At 63.4% G+C, this 16,676-nt stretch carries 15 protein-coding genes; 10 read left to right on the top strand and 5 right to left on the bottom strand.

Going from position 1 to position 16,676, the window contains the following annotated elements:
- The first annotated feature begins 120 nt into the window (after positions 1-120).
- Both M0209_RS02895 and M0209_RS02900 read left to right on the top strand, forming a co-directional pair.
- Positions 121-1,791, top strand: coding sequence for an ATP-binding protein (locus M0209_RS02895; RefSeq protein ID WP_258886803.1), 1,671 nt, complete (start codon positions 121-123; stop codon positions 1,789-1,791).
- On the top strand, positions 1,788-3,134 hold the full coding sequence (locus M0209_RS02900) for a sigma-54 dependent transcriptional regulator (protein ID WP_258886804.1): 1,347 nt from the start codon (positions 1,788-1,790) through the stop codon (positions 3,132-3,134). Before M0209_RS02895 ends, M0209_RS02900 begins: the two co-directional genes overlap by 4 nt.
- Positions 3,135-3,138: 4 nt before the next feature.
- Here the strand turns inward: M0209_RS02900 and M0209_RS02905 are convergent, their stop codons facing one another.
- Positions 3,139-3,873, bottom strand: a complete 735-nt coding sequence (locus tag M0209_RS02905) for a sulfite exporter TauE/SafE family protein (RefSeq protein ID WP_258886805.1) — start codon at positions 3,871-3,873, stop codon at positions 3,139-3,141.
- A 289-nt stretch (positions 3,874-4,162) separates the two neighbouring features.
- Here M0209_RS02905 and M0209_RS02910 point away from each other — a divergent pair, with 289 nt between their 5' ends.
- Together M0209_RS02910 and M0209_RS02915 are read left to right on the top strand one after the other, a co-directional pair.
- On the top strand, positions 4,163-5,146 hold the full coding sequence (locus tag M0209_RS02910) for an alpha/beta hydrolase (RefSeq protein ID WP_258886806.1): 984 nt from the start codon (positions 4,163-4,165) through the stop codon (positions 5,144-5,146).
- 8 nt (positions 5,147-5,154) lie between these two features.
- The gene (locus M0209_RS02915; RefSeq protein ID WP_258886807.1) at positions 5,155-5,445 is read left to right on the top strand and encodes a hypothetical protein; all 291 of its coding nucleotides are present in this window, start codon (positions 5,155-5,157) and stop codon (positions 5,443-5,445) included.
- On the opposite strand, the gene M0209_RS02920 is transcribed toward M0209_RS02915, so the two are convergent.
- A complete protein-coding gene (locus tag M0209_RS02920) occupies positions 5,446-6,333 on the bottom strand; it encodes a ThuA domain-containing protein (protein ID WP_258886808.1) in 888 nt (295 codons plus the stop codon). It abuts the gene before it with no gap.
- Positions 6,330-8,270 (bottom strand): pyrroloquinoline quinone-dependent dehydrogenase, encoded by a 1,941-nt coding sequence (locus M0209_RS02925; RefSeq protein WP_258886809.1) that lies wholly within the window; start codon positions 8,268-8,270, stop codon positions 6,330-6,332. The genes M0209_RS02920 and M0209_RS02925 overlap by 4 nt, the downstream gene beginning before the upstream one ends.
- 114 nt (positions 8,271-8,384) lie before the next feature.
- Here M0209_RS02925 and M0209_RS02930 point away from each other — a divergent pair, with 114 nt between their 5' ends.
- From M0209_RS02930 to M0209_RS02945, 4 genes are all read left to right on the top strand, one after another.
- The gene (locus tag M0209_RS02930; protein WP_258886810.1) at positions 8,385-8,834 is read left to right on the top strand and encodes a type II 3-dehydroquinate dehydratase; all 450 of its coding nucleotides are present in this window, start codon (positions 8,385-8,387) and stop codon (positions 8,832-8,834) included.
- Positions 8,835-8,961: 127 nt separating this feature from the next.
- Positions 8,962-11,919, top strand: a complete 2,958-nt coding sequence (locus tag M0209_RS02935) for a TonB-dependent receptor domain-containing protein (protein WP_258886811.1) — start codon at positions 8,962-8,964, stop codon at positions 11,917-11,919.
- Positions 11,920-12,022: 103 nt separating this feature from the next.
- Positions 12,023-12,937, top strand: coding sequence for a shikimate dehydrogenase (locus M0209_RS02940; protein WP_258886812.1), 915 nt, complete (start codon positions 12,023-12,025; stop codon positions 12,935-12,937).
- A 23-nt stretch (positions 12,938-12,960) separates the two neighbouring features.
- Positions 12,961-13,335: a VOC family protein gene (locus M0209_RS02945; protein ID WP_258886813.1), complete on the top strand. Its 375-nt coding sequence runs from the start codon at positions 12,961-12,963 to the stop codon at positions 13,333-13,335.
- A 106-nt stretch (positions 13,336-13,441) separates the two neighbouring features.
- Here M0209_RS02945 and M0209_RS02950 read toward each other — a convergent pair whose 3' ends face one another.
- Positions 13,442-13,897: a hypothetical protein gene (locus tag M0209_RS02950; protein ID WP_258886814.1), complete on the bottom strand. Its 456-nt coding sequence runs from the start codon at positions 13,895-13,897 to the stop codon at positions 13,442-13,444.
- 172 nt (positions 13,898-14,069) lie between these two features.
- On the opposite strand from M0209_RS02950, the gene M0209_RS02955 reads away from it, so the two are divergent.
- Both M0209_RS02955 and M0209_RS02960 read left to right on the top strand, forming a co-directional pair.
- The gene (locus tag M0209_RS02955) at positions 14,070-14,615 is read left to right on the top strand and encodes a hypothetical protein (RefSeq protein ID WP_258886815.1); all 546 of its coding nucleotides are present in this window, start codon (positions 14,070-14,072) and stop codon (positions 14,613-14,615) included.
- Between the two features lie 2 nt (positions 14,616-14,617).
- Entirely contained in the window at positions 14,618-14,836 is a 219-nt protein-coding gene (locus M0209_RS02960) for a helix-turn-helix transcriptional regulator (RefSeq protein WP_258886816.1), read from the top strand.
- On the opposite strand, the gene M0209_RS02965 is transcribed toward M0209_RS02960, so the two are convergent.
- Positions 14,833-16,491, bottom strand: a complete 1,659-nt coding sequence (locus M0209_RS02965) for a carboxylesterase/lipase family protein (RefSeq protein WP_258886817.1) — start codon at positions 16,489-16,491, stop codon at positions 14,833-14,835. The two genes, M0209_RS02960 and M0209_RS02965, sit on opposite strands and share 4 nt — an antisense overlap.
- Positions 16,492-16,676 lie beyond the last annotated feature (185 nt).

Here is a 16,676-nt window from a genome sequence, read left to right on the forward strand (position 1 = left end):
CTGTTTCTATTTGGTTAGTTTGAAACGAACATCATCAAGCTGTGCGGTTTTCCGCACAGATGCTGGCGGAATGAGCGACTTTTCGCCAAAGTGCGAATCATGGGGGCAGGGCGAAAGAGCTTGGCGGGATTTCGGCGGCTTGCGATCGCTGCGCTGGTCGTGGTTTTCCTCGCCGCAGCTGTCATTGGCGCGGACCGGTTTACCGAACGTCGCGCAGTGACGGTGGAAATCGACCGGCTGACGGCCATCGCGAAGCTGGCGGCATCGTCGTACGAGCGACAGGTCGACAAGTTTCAACTGGTTGCGACGACCCTGTCGGCCGATCCCGACGTCGTCGATCTGCTCGATCGTCGCGCGGGTGATTCCGCGACCCGCCTGAACGCCCGACTGGCCGGGCTGACGGCGGCGCTCGATGCGTCGGTGATCTATCTGATCGATGACAGCGGCACGACGATTGCGTCGAGCAACTCGCGGCAAGCCGATAGTTTTGTCGGCCTGAACTATGGGTTCCGCCCCTATTTCAGACAGGCAATGGCGCAGGGCCGGTTCGAACAATATGCGCTCGGGACGCGGAGCCGCATTCCCGGCCTGTTCGTCGCCCGGCGTGTCACGACGGCTGGTGGAACGCGCGGCGTCATCGTGGTCAAGATCCGTTTCGACCGGCTCGAAAACGAATGGGCAGGTACGCTCGGCACGGCATTCGTTGCCAGCGAGCAAGGCGTCATTCTTGTCACAAGCAAGCCCGAGTGGCGGTTCCAGACCATCGGCAAGCTGGATGCCGGCGCACGCAAGCGCCTGACCGCGCAAGTCGAATATGGCGATGCCCCGCTCCGGCAAGGCGATCTGTTCGCGGGTGGGAACATCATTCGCTCGGGGTCCCAATACCGGCGCGGCGCACAGTTCGTGGCCGCAACCGATCGGCTGCCCAATGGCTGGACCGTGCAGGTGCTCCAGCCGCTGGGCAATGCGGTTGCCGATGCCCGCGCATTCGGTCGGCTGGTCGTTGCACTCACTTTCGCGATGGTCGCGGGGATCGTGATCGCTTTCCTGTTCCGCGCGCGCTCGATCGTGGCGCAGGCGGCACGTGAAAACGAGGCGAGGACAGCCGAGTTGAAGGACCGCCTGGTTCAGGCGAACAAGCTCTCGTCGCTGGGCCAGATCGCCGCTGGTGTCGGGCACGAGATCAACCAGCCGCTGACGGCGATCGGTATCCGCGCGAAGAATGGGCGCAAGTTGATCGACAAGGGGCGTTTTGATGAAGCTGCCAGCGTGTTCGACGAGCTCGGCGCGCTTGTGGCACGGGCAGGGGCGATCACCGGCGAGCTGCGGCGCTTCGCGCGGCGGACGCGCCATGAAGTCGGCAAAGTCGCCCTTTCCGACGTGTTCGATGGCGTTCGGTTGCTCTTGGGCGACAGGCTGCGCTCTGCCGGGACGGTCTTGACGGTTGCCGGACCCGACGTCGTGGTCATCGGCGACCAGGGGCGGCTGGAACAGGTGCTGGTCAATCTCGTCCAGAACGCACTCGACGCCATGGGCAGCGGCGGAGCAATCGACGTCCTGGTTTCAGCGGCCGAGGACGTTGCGACGATCCGGCTCGGCGATACGGGGCCGGGTATATCCGAGGCGGTGCGCGAGCGCCTGTTCCAGCCGTTTTCGTCATCCAAGACCGACGGTCTGGGCCTGGGACTCGTGATCTGTCGCGACATCATGATCGACCTCGGCGGCGACTTGTCGCTCGCACCAGGCCCCGGCGGCGCGACGTTTGTCATGACCTTGAAAGTGGCGCCATGACGAGCGTCACGCCCGCAACGATCATCGTGGTCGACGACGAGGCGGAAGTGCGCAGCGCCCTGCGACAGTCGTTCGAAATCGAGGGCATGACGGTTCTGGAGTTCGCCGACGGCCAAGGCGCGCTCGACCGGCTTTCCGCAGAGTTCGCGGGTGTCGTCATTACCGACCTCCGCATGCCCGGCCTCGACGGCACGGGCTTGTTCAACCGCGTTGCGCGGCTCGATCCCGACTTGCCGGTGATCGTCATCTCGGGTCACGGCGACATCGCGACCGCCGTCGATCTGGTACGGCGCGGTGCCTATGACTATCTGTCGAAGCCCTTCGACGCCGATCACCTGACAGCCACGGTCCGCCGCGCGCTCGACAAGCGCGCGCTCGTGCTCGAAAATCGCAGACTGCGCGAGCCCCAGCCCGAAAAGACCAGCCCCTTGCTGGGTGATTCACCGCAGATGGAAAAGGTCCGCCACACACTCGACCAGCTGGTCCAGGCCGATATCGACGTTCTGGTGTCGGGCGAAAGCGGCACGGGCAAGACTCTGGTCGCCGCCACGCTTCACGGACGTAGCCCGCGCGCGCGCAAAACCATGGTAACGGTGGATTGCCGCTCGCTCTCGACCGAACAACAGGCCGAAAGCTTGCTCTTCGGCCATGTGAGCGGCGCGTTTGCGGGCGCGCAGTTTCCGCGGACCGGCCAGTTGCTGCAAGCCAATGCTGGAACCGTTTTTTTCGATCATGTGGATGGCCTGCCCGCCTTTCTTCAGGCGCGATTGCAACAGGTGCTCGAAACCGGATCGGTTACACCCATCGGCGGTAATCAACCGCAATCGACGCAATTTCGCGCGATTTCGGCGACCGCATCCGATGTCGAGGCAATGTCCCGCGAGGGCATGTTCCTGCCTTCGCTATTCTACCGCCTCGGCATTTACCGGCTCGACCTACCGCCCTTGCGCGCGCGCGGCGACGATGTGGTTACCTTGTTCCGGGCTTTCCTTGCCGAAGAAGCAGCGCGGCTCGGCCGCGAACCGCCCGCGCTCAGTACCCCTGTGTGGCGGCGGCTGCACGATCATGATTGGCCCGGCAACGTTCGCGAACTGCGGAGCTTTGCCGCGAGCTTCGCCCTCGGTCTGGAGGACCGTAGCGCCGCGCCGCCTGCGACAGGCGCGGCAGGCAGCCTGAAGCAGGCAACGGCAGCTTTCGAGGCGACGGCGATCCGGACAGCGCTCGAGCGACACAAGGGGGATGTTGTCGCCACCACGACGGAACTCGACCTGCCGCGCAAGACATTTTACGACAAGCTTGTGCGGCACGGGATCGATCCGGCGGACTACCGCAGCCGCCGCTGAGCCGTCAGCGGACAAACATCCAAGCCGAAAAGAACAGCCCGAAGGCAATGACAAGCACGCGGATCGCCCTAACCGGGATCTTGCCAAGCATCTTAACCCCGATGACACTGCCAAACACCCCCCCCGCGCCCAGCACCGCCGCGATGCGCCATTCGACAAGTCCGGAGAAGACCAAGACGACGACGGCCCCGAGGTTGATCGCCGCGATGAGGGCGTTCTTGATCGCGCCGGCTTCGCGAGGTGCATGTCCCGATATGCCAAGAAGCGCGAGGACCAGAAAGCTGTTACCGCCACCGAAATAGCCGCCGTAAATCGCCAGTGGTGCCAAAATGGCGGGAAGGCCTTTTGTCGCGTTGCGCGGTTTTGCATCGATGGGAACAGGACGATAGCTGCTCCACCCATAGATCGCCGTCGCGACGAGGACGAGCCAGGGGACAATGGCCCTGAAGGCCGTGCCGGTGGTTAGCAACAGTAGTAAAGCACCGGCAGCCCCTCCGACCAGCGAGATGGCAAAAAGCAGCCATGGCCGGTCCAGCTTTGCAGTTTCCAGGCTGGATCGTGCGGCGTTTCCGGCGAAGATCTGTCCGGGGCTGAGTGCAACGGTCGAGGTGAGATTGGCAATGCGGGGGTCGATCCCCGTCAGGCTCAATATGCCAAGCGTGAGGACCGGCCCGCCCCCAGCCAGGGCATTGATGGCAGCCGCAACGGTGCCGGCAGTAAACATCAGGATGTAGAACACGGCCCACATTGGTCAGTAGCCCCCACTCTCTCGACCTTAGATGGAAGCGATAGCGCGCCAACGCGCATCAGGGAAACGACCTTGTCGGGCAGCTAATCGGTCTTTGGCTCACCGACAATGCGACATGGCTTTCCGGGCTGGTGTCGAACATCGCGACCGTTCCCGGCAACAACGCGACGGTCAATGCGCCGATCGGGCGGGTGGCGTTCGGGTGCGGCGACGTGCAAACGACCCGCTTGCCAACAAGACTCTCGTTATGTACTAACCAGTTCATAAAGGGAGAGCGAAAGTGCGTGGAGCGATATCATCGATGGTGGCGGCGCTGGTGCTGATCGGTAGTTCGGCCGTGGCTGCGCCGCCCCGCGATTTTCCGGTCGGTGCCAAACCGGTTCCCGGCGACGTCTATCCCGACCGGGTCACCCGCTTCCCTGGCGGCGTTACCGGTCTTGCCGATGTCGAATATGCGTCGATCCCTGGCTATCGCCCGGAAATCGTCGATCTCTATCTGCCGCCCAAGGGGAAAGTCGCAACGCCCAGGCCGCTCGTCATCTATATCCATGGCGGCGGGTGGGTCGGCGGCCATACCCGGCAGGCCGCAGCATTCTCGAACTTCCCCGGCGTGCTCGCGAAACTGGCCAGCGAAGGCTTTGTCGTCGCTTCGCTCGAGTACCGGTTGGCGGGCGAGGCGCGTTTCCCCGCGCAGTTGCAGGATGTACGGGCCGCCATCCGTTTCCTGAAGGGCAATGCAGCGAAATACGGGATCGATGCGTCGCGGGTTGCCCTGTGGGGTGGTTCGGCGGGCGGTCATCTCGCTGCGCTGGGCGCGCTGTCGTGCGGTGCATCCGGGATCGATGCCAAGCCGCAGCCGGCGGGATCCGAATGCGTGCAGGGCGCCGTCATCTGGTACGGCGTGTTCGACTTCGCCCCGCTGGTCGCTCGCGCCGAAGGGGCACCGGTGGGACTGCTCGGCTGTGCCACGGGGGCGTCGTGCCCGGCGGACAAGATCGCCGCGGTCAGCCCTCTGACCTATCTGGATGCCAAGGATCCACCGTTCCTGCTGATCCATGGCGATGCGGACAAAGTGGTATCGGTCGATCAGTCGCTAACGGCTTTTGACCGCATGAAAGCCGTCGGGGTGCCGGTCGACAAAATCGTGTTCACCGGGATCGACCACAGCTTCATCGGAACAACGCCCAAGGCGACGCGCGACGCGTCGCTGACGGCCATCAACGCCAGTTTCGATTTCTTCCACCGCCTGTTCGACAAGAAATGAGCGTCCGTATGCGTCGAGTAATATTTGTGCTGTCGGCCCTGCTTCCGACCGTTGCGCTGGCCGCGCCGGCGCCGGTCAAACGTGTCGCCGCAAGATTCCCGCCCGGTCCGGCAATGGCCAAGGTGTCGACGGCCTGCGGTGGCTGCCACGCGCCCGATATCGTCCTCAACGCGCGCAAAAGCCGCGCGCAATGGGAGGTCTCGCTCGACCGGATGATCGACCGGGGTGCGAAGGTGTCTGACGCCGAATATGACGGCGTCGTCGATTATCTGGTCAAGAATTTCGGGACGGGCAAATAGTCACTTCGCCGGAATCGGATGCGGATGGGGTACGGTGTCGCCGCTGCCCAGTGCCCATTTAATTCCCTCGAGGTACATCGTCCGCATGCGCGGATCGTCCCAACTCGCGTCGGTGTGGCCGAGCCCTGAGTAAAACACGCGGCCCTTCCCGTAGCTTTTGATCCACGCGATCGGGAAGTCATTGTCGGTGCGGTGGACCATCGGGGCTTTCAGATCGACACTGGCAGGGTCGAGACGGGCAAGGACATCGACCTTGTTGCGGTCATAGGGCGCTCGCATCTGGTAGTGCTCGTCGCGGAGCGCCATGCCGGTGCGAAAGGGCTTCATCGCGGGAAATTTCGGGCGTTCGACGATGATTTTCGCGTTTGCGATCATCCACGGGTGATTGTCGAAATAGGCGCCGATCATGTCGCCGTATTCGGGCCATTTCGTGCCGGTTGCCGTTGCAGTGTGGACGCCGACGAAGCCCTTGCCGCTTTTGATCCACGCCAGCAGGTCGGCCTTTTGCGCTTCGCTCAGGCTGGTTTCGCCATTGGTATAGAACAGCACCGCGTCGAAATACGACAGGTTCTTGCCGCGCGCCTGTTTCGGACCGCCCTTGGCATAGTCGCCCTTGCCCCAGGTTTCCTGTGCCGAGATCCAGTCGGTATCGGTGCGGATGAAGGTGACATAGGCACCCGAGGCGCGACCGATCTGTTCGATGACGGCAGCGGCGTGGCTGACCGCCATGTGCGCGCTCTGGTTGCCGGTCGACAGATCGGCGATGACGAGCAAGCGCTTCTTGCCGGCATAGGGGTCTTCGTACCCGGGCGGCGGTTTGCGTTCGGGGGCGGGCGCCTGACCGGTTAGCGACAGCAGGGCGGTTGCGGCGAGGAGCAGGCGCTTCATTTTGTTGCATTCCCGGTCGGCAGGGCAAAGGCAGTGACGGTATCGCTGGCGAGCGGACTGTCGAGGAAACTGCCGCCGGTCGAGGTGACCACGACATATTGTCGGCCGTCCGCCCCCTGATACGTCGCGGGCGTTGCATGCGCCGAAGCATCGAGCTTGGTCGTCCAGAGTTCCTTGCCGGTCGCGCTGTCGAAAGCGCGGAAACGGCTGTCGTCGGTCGCACCGATGAAGACGAGTCCCGAGGCAGTCGCGATCGCACCGCCGATATTGGGACGGCCGGTCTTCGCCTTTTCGGGCGGCAGATCGTCGGTGATGCCGAGCGGTACCTGCCAGACGAGCTTGCCGGTCCTGCTGTCGACCGCGCTCAGGCGGCCCCAGGGCGTTTTCTGGCACATCATTTTGGGCTCGTCCTGCTGGAACCGCCCGCTGACCGTCCCGCGCGCATAGGGGAGCGGTCCGTCGGAGGGAACGAGCGACGTCACCTGACCGAGGTCGCTGGTGTTGGTGAAGATCAACCCCGACGTCGGATCATAGGCGCTGCCGCCCCAGTTCGCGCCGCCCTGAAGCCCGGGGAAGCTGATCGTTGACTTGTCGAGCTTCACTGGAACGTAAAGGCCGCCTGCGACCATCTTGTTATCGGCAATCCATTTGGCGCACCAGTTTTTGAGTTCGGGAGTGACATCGGCAATGTCGGTTTCCGGATCGAAGGTTGTGCGCGCGAGTGGCGGGGTGACCACCGGGATCGGCTGTGTCGGCGGCGCGACCTCGCCGGGGACATCGCTCGGCGGGAACGCACGTTCCTCGACAGCGTGGATCGGCTTGCCGGTGACGCGGTCGAGGATGAACATCAGGCCGTTCTTCGATACGACCGACACCGCCGGAATGGTCTTGCCGCCGACCTGCGCGTCGAACAGCAACGGCGGGGCTTGCAAGTCATTGTCCCAAATGTCGTGATGGACGACCTGGAAATGCCAGAGATATTTTCCGGTCTTCGCATCGGCTGCGACCAGCGATGTGCCGTACAGATTGTCGCCCTTGCGGTCGCCGCCGTATCGGTCGAAGGCGGGGGCGCCGAAGGGCATATAGACGATGCCGCGCGCCTCATCGACGGTCAGGAAACCCCAGGCGTTGACGCCCGAGCGCCCCTCGGCGCTGCCCGGTTGCCAGCTGTCGTAGCCTGCCTCGCCCTTTCGCGGGACTGAATGGAAGGTCCACGCCAGTCTGCCCGTGCGAGCGTCCCACGCCCGTACGTCGCCCGCCGCACCCTTGGCCGGAAACTCCTGCACGGCGGACCCCGTGATGACCAGATCGCCGTAAACGATGGGCGGTGAGGTCATGCCATAGAATTGCGGGTTGCCGCTGCCGACGACCTCAGGAGTCGCCATGTTGACGGTTCCGGCGGTGCCGAACCCTGCGACCGGCATGCCGGTCTTGGCGTCGAGTGCGATCAGCCGTCCGTCGCGGGTGCCGAAGAACAGGCGCGGCGGCGTGGTGGCGTCGCCTGGCCAGTATTCGAGGCCGCGCAGGCTCGGCTGCCCGGGGCCGGCTATTGGCGTCACCCATAGCTCCTTGCCGGTGGCCGGATCGAGTGCGACGACGCGACCATAGGGTGTCGTCAGAAACAGCTTTCCATCGACGATCAGCGGCGTTGCCTGCGATCCCGAAAACCGGCTGCGACGGCGGGTCGGCGGACCGACTGCCTCGGCAGCGCGCTGGACCGTGTCGGTGGCGGTCGGTGCCGCTACGGGCTCGGCCGGCGGCTTCATATGATAGACCCAGGCGGCGCTAAGCTGTGCCACATTGGCCGGCGTGATTTGCGCGAGCGGCGAGAAGCGCTGGCCGCCCTTGTCATGGCCATAGGTCGGCCAGTCGCCGGGGGCAGCGACCGCAGCCCCGGACAAAAGGCTCAAGCATATCGGCAGCAGCACCCGACGCATCCCGAACTCCTAATCATTGCCTTGGCATTATTGTTATGGACTAGTTCGTACACTTTTCGCTTTGATGCAAGGCCGGACGTGGCTAAGGCGCACAGAAAAGGGGGAGACATCGCCATGCGCGGCACCATCCATGTTCTGAACGGCCCGAACCTCAATCTGCTGGGGGAACGCGAACCCGCGATCTACGGACATGACACGCTGGCCGATGTCGAGGCGATGTGCCGCGCGGAGGCGGATGCGGCGGGATATGCGCTGGAGTTTCGCCAGACCAACGCCGAGCACGAAATGGTCGACTGGATCCAGGCTGCCCGCAAGGATGCCGCCGGCATCGTCATCAATCCGGCGGCATTCAGCTATGCCGCCTATCCGGTGCTCGACGCGCTGAAGCTGTGCGATTGCCCGATCGTCGAGGTGCACATCTCCAACATTCATCGCCGCGAAGCCGAATGGCGGTCGAAATCGATCATGACGCAGGTTGTGACCGGGATCGTCTCGGGGCTGGGCGTGCACGGCTATGCGCTTGCTGTCCGCCATATCGCCGAGGTCCGGGGACGGACTAAATAGGCCTCGATGGCCGCCGGTCTGGCGGCCTCGAAAAAACACGCACACGATTGCAAAAGCGCTTGACGTGTACCAACTGGTTACCTATTGAACGAAACAGTTAGTAAGACAAAAAACTGGGGAGAATGCCATGTTTAGCGCACGCCGACTCGGGCTGACCGCGTCCACGATTCCGTTCGTCCTGTTCAGCCTGTCGGGCGCTGCCATGGCGCAGACCAAACCCGCACCTGCGCCTGCCGCAGATGAACCGGCGCCGACCGAGGCCGAAATCGTCGTCACCGGATCGAGCCTGAAGGGCGTTGCGCCGGTCGGGTCGAACCTCGTCACCGTCGACCGCGGCGATATCGAAAATCTGGGGGCCAACACCGTCCAGCAGGTGCTGAAATCGGTGCCGGCCATTGTCGGTCTCAACAGCCCGGGGCAGGGCGGTTTCGGCAGCTTCGACGGGGCAGGGACCAACGCACCGACGATCCACAGCCTGGGGGCCTCGGCGTCGAACTCGACGCTCATCCTGCTCAACGGCCACCGCCTGCCGGTCGGCGGCGCGAACCATGTGCTCGCCGATCCCAACATCGTGCCGCCGATGATGCTCGAGCGCGTCGAAGTGCTGTCCGACGGCGCATCGTCGGTTTACGGGTCGGACGCGGTCGCCGGCGTCATCAACTTCATCACCCGCCGCAAGGTCGACGGCCTCGAGCTCAACGTGCAAAAGGGGTTCGGCAAGCAGTATGGCACCTTCAACGCCGGGATCGTCGCGGGCAAGACCTGGGACACGGGGTCGGTCGTCTTCGGCTATGCCTATTCCAATCGCTCGAACCTGAATGCGGCCGACCGCAGCTTCACGGCGGCCAACCAGGTCGCGCGCGGCGGGTTCAATTTCGCCGACACCAACTGCACCACTGCGACGATCGTCGCCAACGGGCGCACCTATTATGCGCCGTACACGGCAGGCGGTGCGTCGGGCGTGCCTTATGTGTCGGGCTCGGTTGCGAACCCCATCGCCAACCAGAACGGCCAGTGCGACCTGCGCCAGTATTGGGACATCATTCCGTCGGAAAAGCGCCACAACGCCATGGTGTCGATCCATCAGGACATTGGCGACCGGCTGCGCCTGACCGGTGATTTCATCTATTCGAGCCGCCGCAACGTTCAGAATATCTCGCGCGGCGTCGCATCGGGAACAGTGTACCTTTCGGGCGCGCCCGCCGGTGCATCCAACAATCCGTTTGCAACGGCTGCCTTTGCCGCCGTCAATGCGGCGGAAACTGCTGCCGGTCGCGGGGCGATCACCAGCGCGACGGTCAATTTCAGCGGCGACACGCTGCTCGGGCGCGGGGCGCAGATCATCGGTGTCGACGAGACCTTCTACGGGCGTCTCGATGCCGAATATGACATCAGCGATACCTGGCGCTTCAACGTCGGCGGCCTGATCGGGCGCGACAAATCGTCGGTCGAAACGCTGGGTCGCCTGAACCCCAGCGGCTTCCAGCTGGCGCTCAACGGACGCGCGACGGCGGTGCTCAACGGCATTTCGACCACGGTGTCGCAGGCCCTGACAGCGACCAATGCCATCGACGTGTTCGGCGGCAACGGGACGCAGGCAGGAACGCTGGCGACACTGACCGATTCACGGATTTATCAAGTCGGCGACCAGACGATCAACAATTTCTATGCGAAGATCGACGGCGACCTTTTCCAGCTGCCCGGCGGCCCGGTCAAGGTCGCGATCGGCGGCGAGTACAGCAGCTACAAGATCAACCAGGATACCGTGCAGCCGAACGGGCTGGGTGCAGCCTCGTTCAACTCGCTGGCTTATAACCTGAACTACAAGCGCAACGTGAAGTCGGGCTATGTCGAGCTGTATCTGCCGGTCATCGGCCCCGAGCAGAACATCCCGGGCATCCGCAAGTTCGACCTCAACATTTCGGGTCGCGTCGACAGCTACAGCGACGTCGGATCGACCACCAATCCGAAAATCGCCGCGAACTGGGAAATCGTCGAGGGGCTGCGCGTGCGCGGAAACTGGGCGCGGTCGTTCGTTGCGCCGGCGCTGACCAGCATCGGGTCGAACGCCCAAGGCCGTACCGGTGAATCGGGCTTCACCGGCGGTCCGGCGGTCACCTTGCCCTATGCGTTGTTCCCGACAGCGGCACAGATTCCGGGCTGCGTTGCGACGGCTACCTCGTGTTCGGTCGGCGGTGCCACCGGCATCAACGGCATCCAGATCAACGGCGGCAACGGCAACCTCGTCCCGCAAAAGGGCAAGGCATGGAGCATCGGCGTCGATCTGGCACCGGTGCAGGTGCCAGGGCTGCGGATCGCGGTGACCTATTGGCACAACGAACTGCGCGGCGGCATCACCGCGCCTCAGATCGCGCTGGTGACCAATTCGGCGGCGCTGTCGCAATATCTGACCGTCTATCCGACAGGGGCAACCGCGGCGCAGATCGGCGCGCTGACGGCAACCCTGCCGCAGACGGGCACGGTGCTGTCGCCGACCTACTTCATCTATTCGAACCAGCAGCAGAACGTCCTCAATCTGAACGTCTCGGGGATCGATCTCGATGCGTCGTACCGCATCCAGACCGAGAATATGGGCAAGTTCACGCTGACCGCCGGTTTCTCGCGCAAGACGCAGTTCGACCAGTTCTTCGGCGCGACCGGCGCAACCTTCAGCGTGCTGGGCGTGGCGGGGTACAACCTGACCTTCCCGTCGCTGAAGTACGAGGGGCGCTACAGTGTGGGCTGGGACTACAAGGGCTTCGACGCCAACGTCTTCGTCAATCACACCGGCGGCTATATCAACTGGGGCAACCCGGCGAATGCCCGCATCAACACCAACGGCCTGCCGACCGGCGGCGGCGATGTTGTGAAGGCGTTCGTCACGGTCGACGCGCATCTCGGCTATACGTTCAGCGACACCGGGCCGTTTAAGAGCCTGCAGATCTATGCCGATGCCAACAACCTCTTCGACGCGGCACCGCCGTTCTACAACACCTTCACGCTCAACGGGGCGGTCGGATATGACGGGACCAACGCCAACCCGATCGGGCGCGTGATCACGCTGGGTATCCGTACGAAGTTCTAAGCCAAGTCAGGGTCCGCTTTTCTTCGAAACCACGTGGAGAAAAGCGGGCCCGCCTTTCGGGTCGCACAGAATAATCTGCCGAGAGTAGTACGGAGCCGGTGTCTTGAGTTTTGCCCCTTCGCCCTTTTCCGCGCCGGATACCGGCTTTCTGACGGGGCTGGTCGGGCGCGATATCCAGGCATCGCGTTCGCCATGGATGCACGAGTGTGAGGCCGATGCGCAGGGGCTGCGCCTGGTCTATTCGCTTTATGATTTCGCGGCGCGCGGGTGGGACGAAACCGACCTGCCGCGCTTTCTCGATGCCGCGGCATTGGTCGGGCTCGACGGGGTCAATGTGACCCATCCGTACAAGCAGGCGGTGGTTCCCCTTCTCGACGGGTTGTCCGACGGCGCGCGACGGGTGGGTGCGGTCAATACCGTCAAGTTCGAGAACGGTCGGCGGATCGGCCATAACACCGATGTCATCGGCTTTGCCGAAAGCATCGAGAACGGGTTGCCCGGGGTCGCGAGGGCACGCATCGTCCAGATGGGTGCCGGGGGGGCCGGGTTCGCGACCGCGCATGCATTGCTCGACCTGGGGGTGGAAGAGCTGCATATTTTCGATACCGATCCGGCGCGCGGCGCGGCCCTTGTGGCCAAGCTCAATGCCGGATTCGGTGCCGGACGCGCGGTCGCGGGCCATGATCTTGTCGCAACGCTCACCGGTGCCGACGGGCTGGTCAATGCGACGCCGGTCGGCATGGCGAATTATCCGGGTGTGCCCGTGCCGGCAGAGGCTCTGCGGCCCGCGCTGTGGGTCGCCGACATTGTTTACTTCCCGCTGGAGACGCGGCTGCTCGCCGAGGCGCGGACGCGCGGATGCCGGACCCTCGATGGCAGCGGCATGGCGGTGTATCAAGCCGCAGCGGCGTTCGACATCTTCACCGGCCGCACGGCAGACCGGGCGCGGATGCTCGACAGCTTCAAGGCCTTTGTGGCAGGGGACTCGAGCGGAGGAGACCGCGCGGAGGCTGCGTGACGACCCATGTTATGATTGGGAGGGTGAAGCTGGGCCACGTCAACATCCGGGCGATTTCGCTCGAGGCGACAGTGGCGTGGTATGAGCGGGTGCTGGGCTTGCGGCGTTCCGTGGCGGATACGAATCCGGATACGGCGGTGAACCTGTGGCTCTACGATGCAGGCGGCAGTCCGTGCGTGCACGTCAACCAGCTGCTGCCCGGCGATGTGCGGACGGCGAAGGGCCATGTCGATCATTTCGCTTTCGACGTCGAGGATCGCGCCGCGATGGAGGCGCATCTCGCGGCATTGAACGAACCCTGGGAAACCGTGCCGTTTCCCCACGCGCGCATGGTTCAGTTCAACCTGCGCGACCCGAACGGGGTAAAGGTCGAGCTGACCTTCCGCGAGCAGGATTAGGCAGGGAGGCCATCGGTGAGTGACCGCTTGCGACGAGGTTGCGGTGTTCGCGCTCCAAGGAAAGTGGCCTAAACGCGGCTCCCTGGTCAGTGTCGGGATTCCGGCATTAGAAGCTGACACCCAAACCGATTCCAGCAAAATTGACGTTCGCCCCAACAGAGCTCAGCGCTTGGCGATATTCGATCTTGCCGTAGATATTGCGACCCAGGCGGTGCTGATAACCAGCACCAATGTAGGGATCGCTCCCGCCGCAGCAAAAGCCCACGCCGCCGCTTGCGTAGATGCGACCGTTCTCACCGACCTTGGCACCGACCCGGCCACCAACGCTCCCGAACACCTCGGTTCCCCTCGCAAGGACTTTGTCGATGCCCAGATCAACGCCGACAAACGCCTTGTCCCCGAGATCGAAATCGTAACCGCCGCCGATCCCGGCAAAAGCATAAGACGTCCCGCTTGCGAAGGCGACGCCCCCACGAGCTTCGACCCGGCCCTCGCCCTTCGCATAAACCGGGGTCGTGCCAAGCGCTGCAAGCGCGGCGGCGGCCAGTGCAAATTTGATCATGTAAGCTCCTTCATTTCAGATACTTCCATTGCTGCCAATTTCGACGACCGTGTCACCCAATGCGAGAAGCCAGGGCGAACCGGGAGAGCGGGCATTGCTGCAACGAATCACCATTTGACGACTGATAATTAATGTATTACATGAATTTCATAACCTGCAAGGGCTAATTTTAATGACGCACGAAGCCTTTAGAACCAGCCGCCGCGCCGTACAGCTCGCGCGCGTCGCTCAGGGCATCTGCCTCGCTGGCGTGGCGTCGCGGGTGATGTTCGTGTTCGAAAACGGGTCGAGCCGTGAGGCAATGAGGTACTATATCAGCAGACTGGCACCTAACATGCCCGTGCTGATCTCGAATGAAACCTGGGTAGGTTTTGGTATCGTGCTTGCGCTCGATCTGTTTATTTCGGCTTGGGCATTTCTGGAACTGTTCGGTCTGTTCGGTGCGCTGGTTCGCGGCGAAACAATGACCGAGGGGATGGAGAGGAGGGTGATCCGGCTAGGCCTTGCTTCCTCGCTGGGCGCACTGCTCGCCATATTCGGTCGCACGCTCTATTCGCTTGTGGCCTTCCTGACCGATGTGCCTCCGCCGCATAATTGGGGTGTCGATCTGTCGCAGACGGTATTGTTCAAGATGCTTTGGGCGATCATGCTGTTCCTTTTCGTAATGATTTTGCGCGAGCTTCGGCGGGTCGATGCCGAAAATAAGTCGTTCGTCTGATCATGGAAATCATCGTCAGGCTTGATGTGATGCTCGCGCGCCGCAAGATGCGCTCCAAAGAGCTGGCGGCGCTGATCGGTATCTCGGAACAGAATCTCTCGCTGCTCAAGTCGGGCAAGGTTCAGGGCATGCGGTTCAAGACGCTCGCCGCGATTTGCGCGGCACTCGACTGCCAGCCCGGCGATATCCTCGAGTTCCACGAGGAGACCGATGCCGCCTAATCGATCGGATTCGCTCCGCGCGGGCGGACGACCGGTGTGGTCGAGGCTGGGTGCGCGGCGAGCCAGTCGAGGCGTTTCGGGTCGAGCTTGACGGTAGAAATGCTGTCGCCGAACACGATCTTGCTCTCCGCCTTGGGCGTCCAACCCGACCAGCGCATCGCGGGTGTATCGGGCGAGCCGGTCGCGGCCATGGCGATCAGCGATCCCATCATCTTGGCCGACAATTCGCGGTCCCAGGGCGTCCAATTCCGCGTCGGCCGGAACATGTTGTAGGCATCCTGCGTGCCGAAGAAATACGGGATGTCGGCGGTGTGGTAGGCGCCGACCGTCGCGGTATTCTGGTCGGCGAGGCGCACGCCCGGCACATAGGGATGGACGCGGGCATATTCGTCGATCCACGCAGGTAGGCCGAGCCGTGCCTGTTCGCGGGCACAGAAGCGCGCGCTGCTCTCCAGCCCCGCTTCGGTCGCAGCGCGGCGGGCGGTGGCGGGAACGTCGGCGTCGGTCTTTACGGGAAAGAGCTTGAGATATTCGGGCGCGGCCTCTCCCCATAGCTTCGTCGCGGCGGCAGTGTAGTCCGCCACCGTCTTCGCCGCGAGCAGCGGTTCGAAGCCGAAGCTCAAATCGTTGCTGTTATAGCTCGCGATGACCGGCACGCGGTTGATATTGCCCGCCGCCAGCGCCTCGGCCTTTTTCACCGGCAGCACGAAGCCGTCGATGATCGGCCCGCCGATGCGGACGCCGCTGACGCTGAGCCCCAGCTGGTTCTCGCTCTGCGCGGCCAAGATGCGGTCGGCAGGGACATTGCGAAGCGCGGCGAGCGAGGACGCTTTGAAGCGTTCCTGCATAGCAAGCCCGGCCTTTTCAGCCTCGGCAAGCGTTTGCCCGTCGGTCTTGTAGTTGCACCCGCTCGACATGACGGCGGCGCGGAACAGGCCCTTCGACTGCGGCGAGAAGATGTGGCTGATCACCGATCCTGCGCCCGCCGACTGGCCCATGATGAGCACCTTGTCGGGGTCGCCGCCGAACTTCGCGATATTGGCGCGCACCCATTTGAGCGCTGCGATCTGGTCCATCAGGCCGTAATTGCCCGAATGCCCGCCCTGTTCGGCGGTCAGTTCGGGATGCGCCATGAAGCCCATTGCGCCGACACGGTAGTTGAAATTGACGAACACCGCGCCTGCCTTCGCCACGCTCTCGCCGTCGTAGTTCGCCATGCCCGACGAACCGATGGTGAAGCCGCCGCCATAGATGAAGACGATCACGGGAAGCTTCGAGGCGGGTGTCGCGGCGGCGGGCGACCACAGGTTCATGTAGAGGCAGTCTTCGCTGGTCGCCTCTTCGCCGAAATAATGGTTGATGTCGTGCGGGCGCAGCACCTGGATGCAGGCGGCCCCCTTGCGGTTGGCGGGCATGACGCCCGTCCATTTCAGCGGCTGAGGTGCCGCCCAGCGCAGGTCGCCCGTCGGCGGCGCGGCAAAGGGAATGCCGAGATAGGCATGAACGCCGGAGGGAAGCTGTGTGCCTGCTACACGTCCGCTGTCGGTCGCCACGGGGTCCCCAACGACCGGCTGGATCGATCGTTCGGGAATCTGGGCGGGTGCCGCAGCAATGAGCGCGGTTGCCGCACCGGCGAGGAGAAGTGCACGGATCATTTCAGTCCTTTCCCTTCGACGGCCCGGTTCGGATTGCTGCCCGTTCCACCGGCAAGACCGGCGAACATCGCAACACCGTTTCTGGGCATTTTTATGTACGGACTGGTTAATACAATAGCCAAAGCTTGTCCACCCCCCGGAACGGAGCGCCCTTTCGGCGGCAGCGAAACTGCATGCGCTTTACA

It is taken from the genome of Sphingomonas sp. SUN039, from assembly GCF_024758725.1.
In the GTDB taxonomy this organism is placed as follows: Bacteria; Pseudomonadota; Alphaproteobacteria; order Sphingomonadales; family Sphingomonadaceae; genus Sphingomonas_O.

Excerpts from the sequence above, each read along its gene's own strand:
- M0209_RS02920 (WP_258886808.1), bottom strand. The coding sequence starts at position 6,333 with ATGAAGCGCCTGCTCCTCGCCGCAACCGCCCTGCTGTCGCTAACCGGT.
- M0209_RS02960 (WP_258886816.1), top strand. The coding sequence starts at position 14,618 with ATGGAAATCATCGTCAGGCTTGATGTGATGCTCGCGCGCCGCAAGATG.
- M0209_RS02930 (WP_258886810.1), top strand. The coding sequence starts at position 8,385 with ATGCGCGGCACCATCCATGTTCTGAACGGCCCGAACCTCAATCTGCTG.
- M0209_RS02935 (WP_258886811.1), top strand. The coding sequence starts at position 8,962 with ATGTTTAGCGCACGCCGACTCGGGCTGACCGCGTCCACGATTCCGTTC.
- M0209_RS02915 (WP_258886807.1), top strand. The coding sequence starts at position 5,155 with ATGCGTCGAGTAATATTTGTGCTGTCGGCCCTGCTTCCGACCGTTGCG.
- M0209_RS02950 (WP_258886814.1), bottom strand. The coding sequence starts at position 13,897 with ATGATCAAATTTGCACTGGCCGCCGCCGCGCTTGCAGCGCTTGGCACG.
- M0209_RS02925 (WP_258886809.1), bottom strand. The coding sequence starts at position 8,270 with ATGCGTCGGGTGCTGCTGCCGATATGCTTGAGCCTTTTGTCCGGGGCT.
- M0209_RS02965 (WP_258886817.1), bottom strand. The coding sequence starts at position 16,491 with ATGATCCGTGCACTTCTCCTCGCCGGTGCGGCAACCGCGCTCATTGCT.
- M0209_RS02955 (WP_258886815.1), top strand. The coding sequence starts at position 14,070 with ATGACGCACGAAGCCTTTAGAACCAGCCGCCGCGCCGTACAGCTCGCG.
- M0209_RS02900 (WP_258886804.1), top strand. The coding sequence starts at position 1,788 with ATGACGAGCGTCACGCCCGCAACGATCATCGTGGTCGACGACGAGGCG.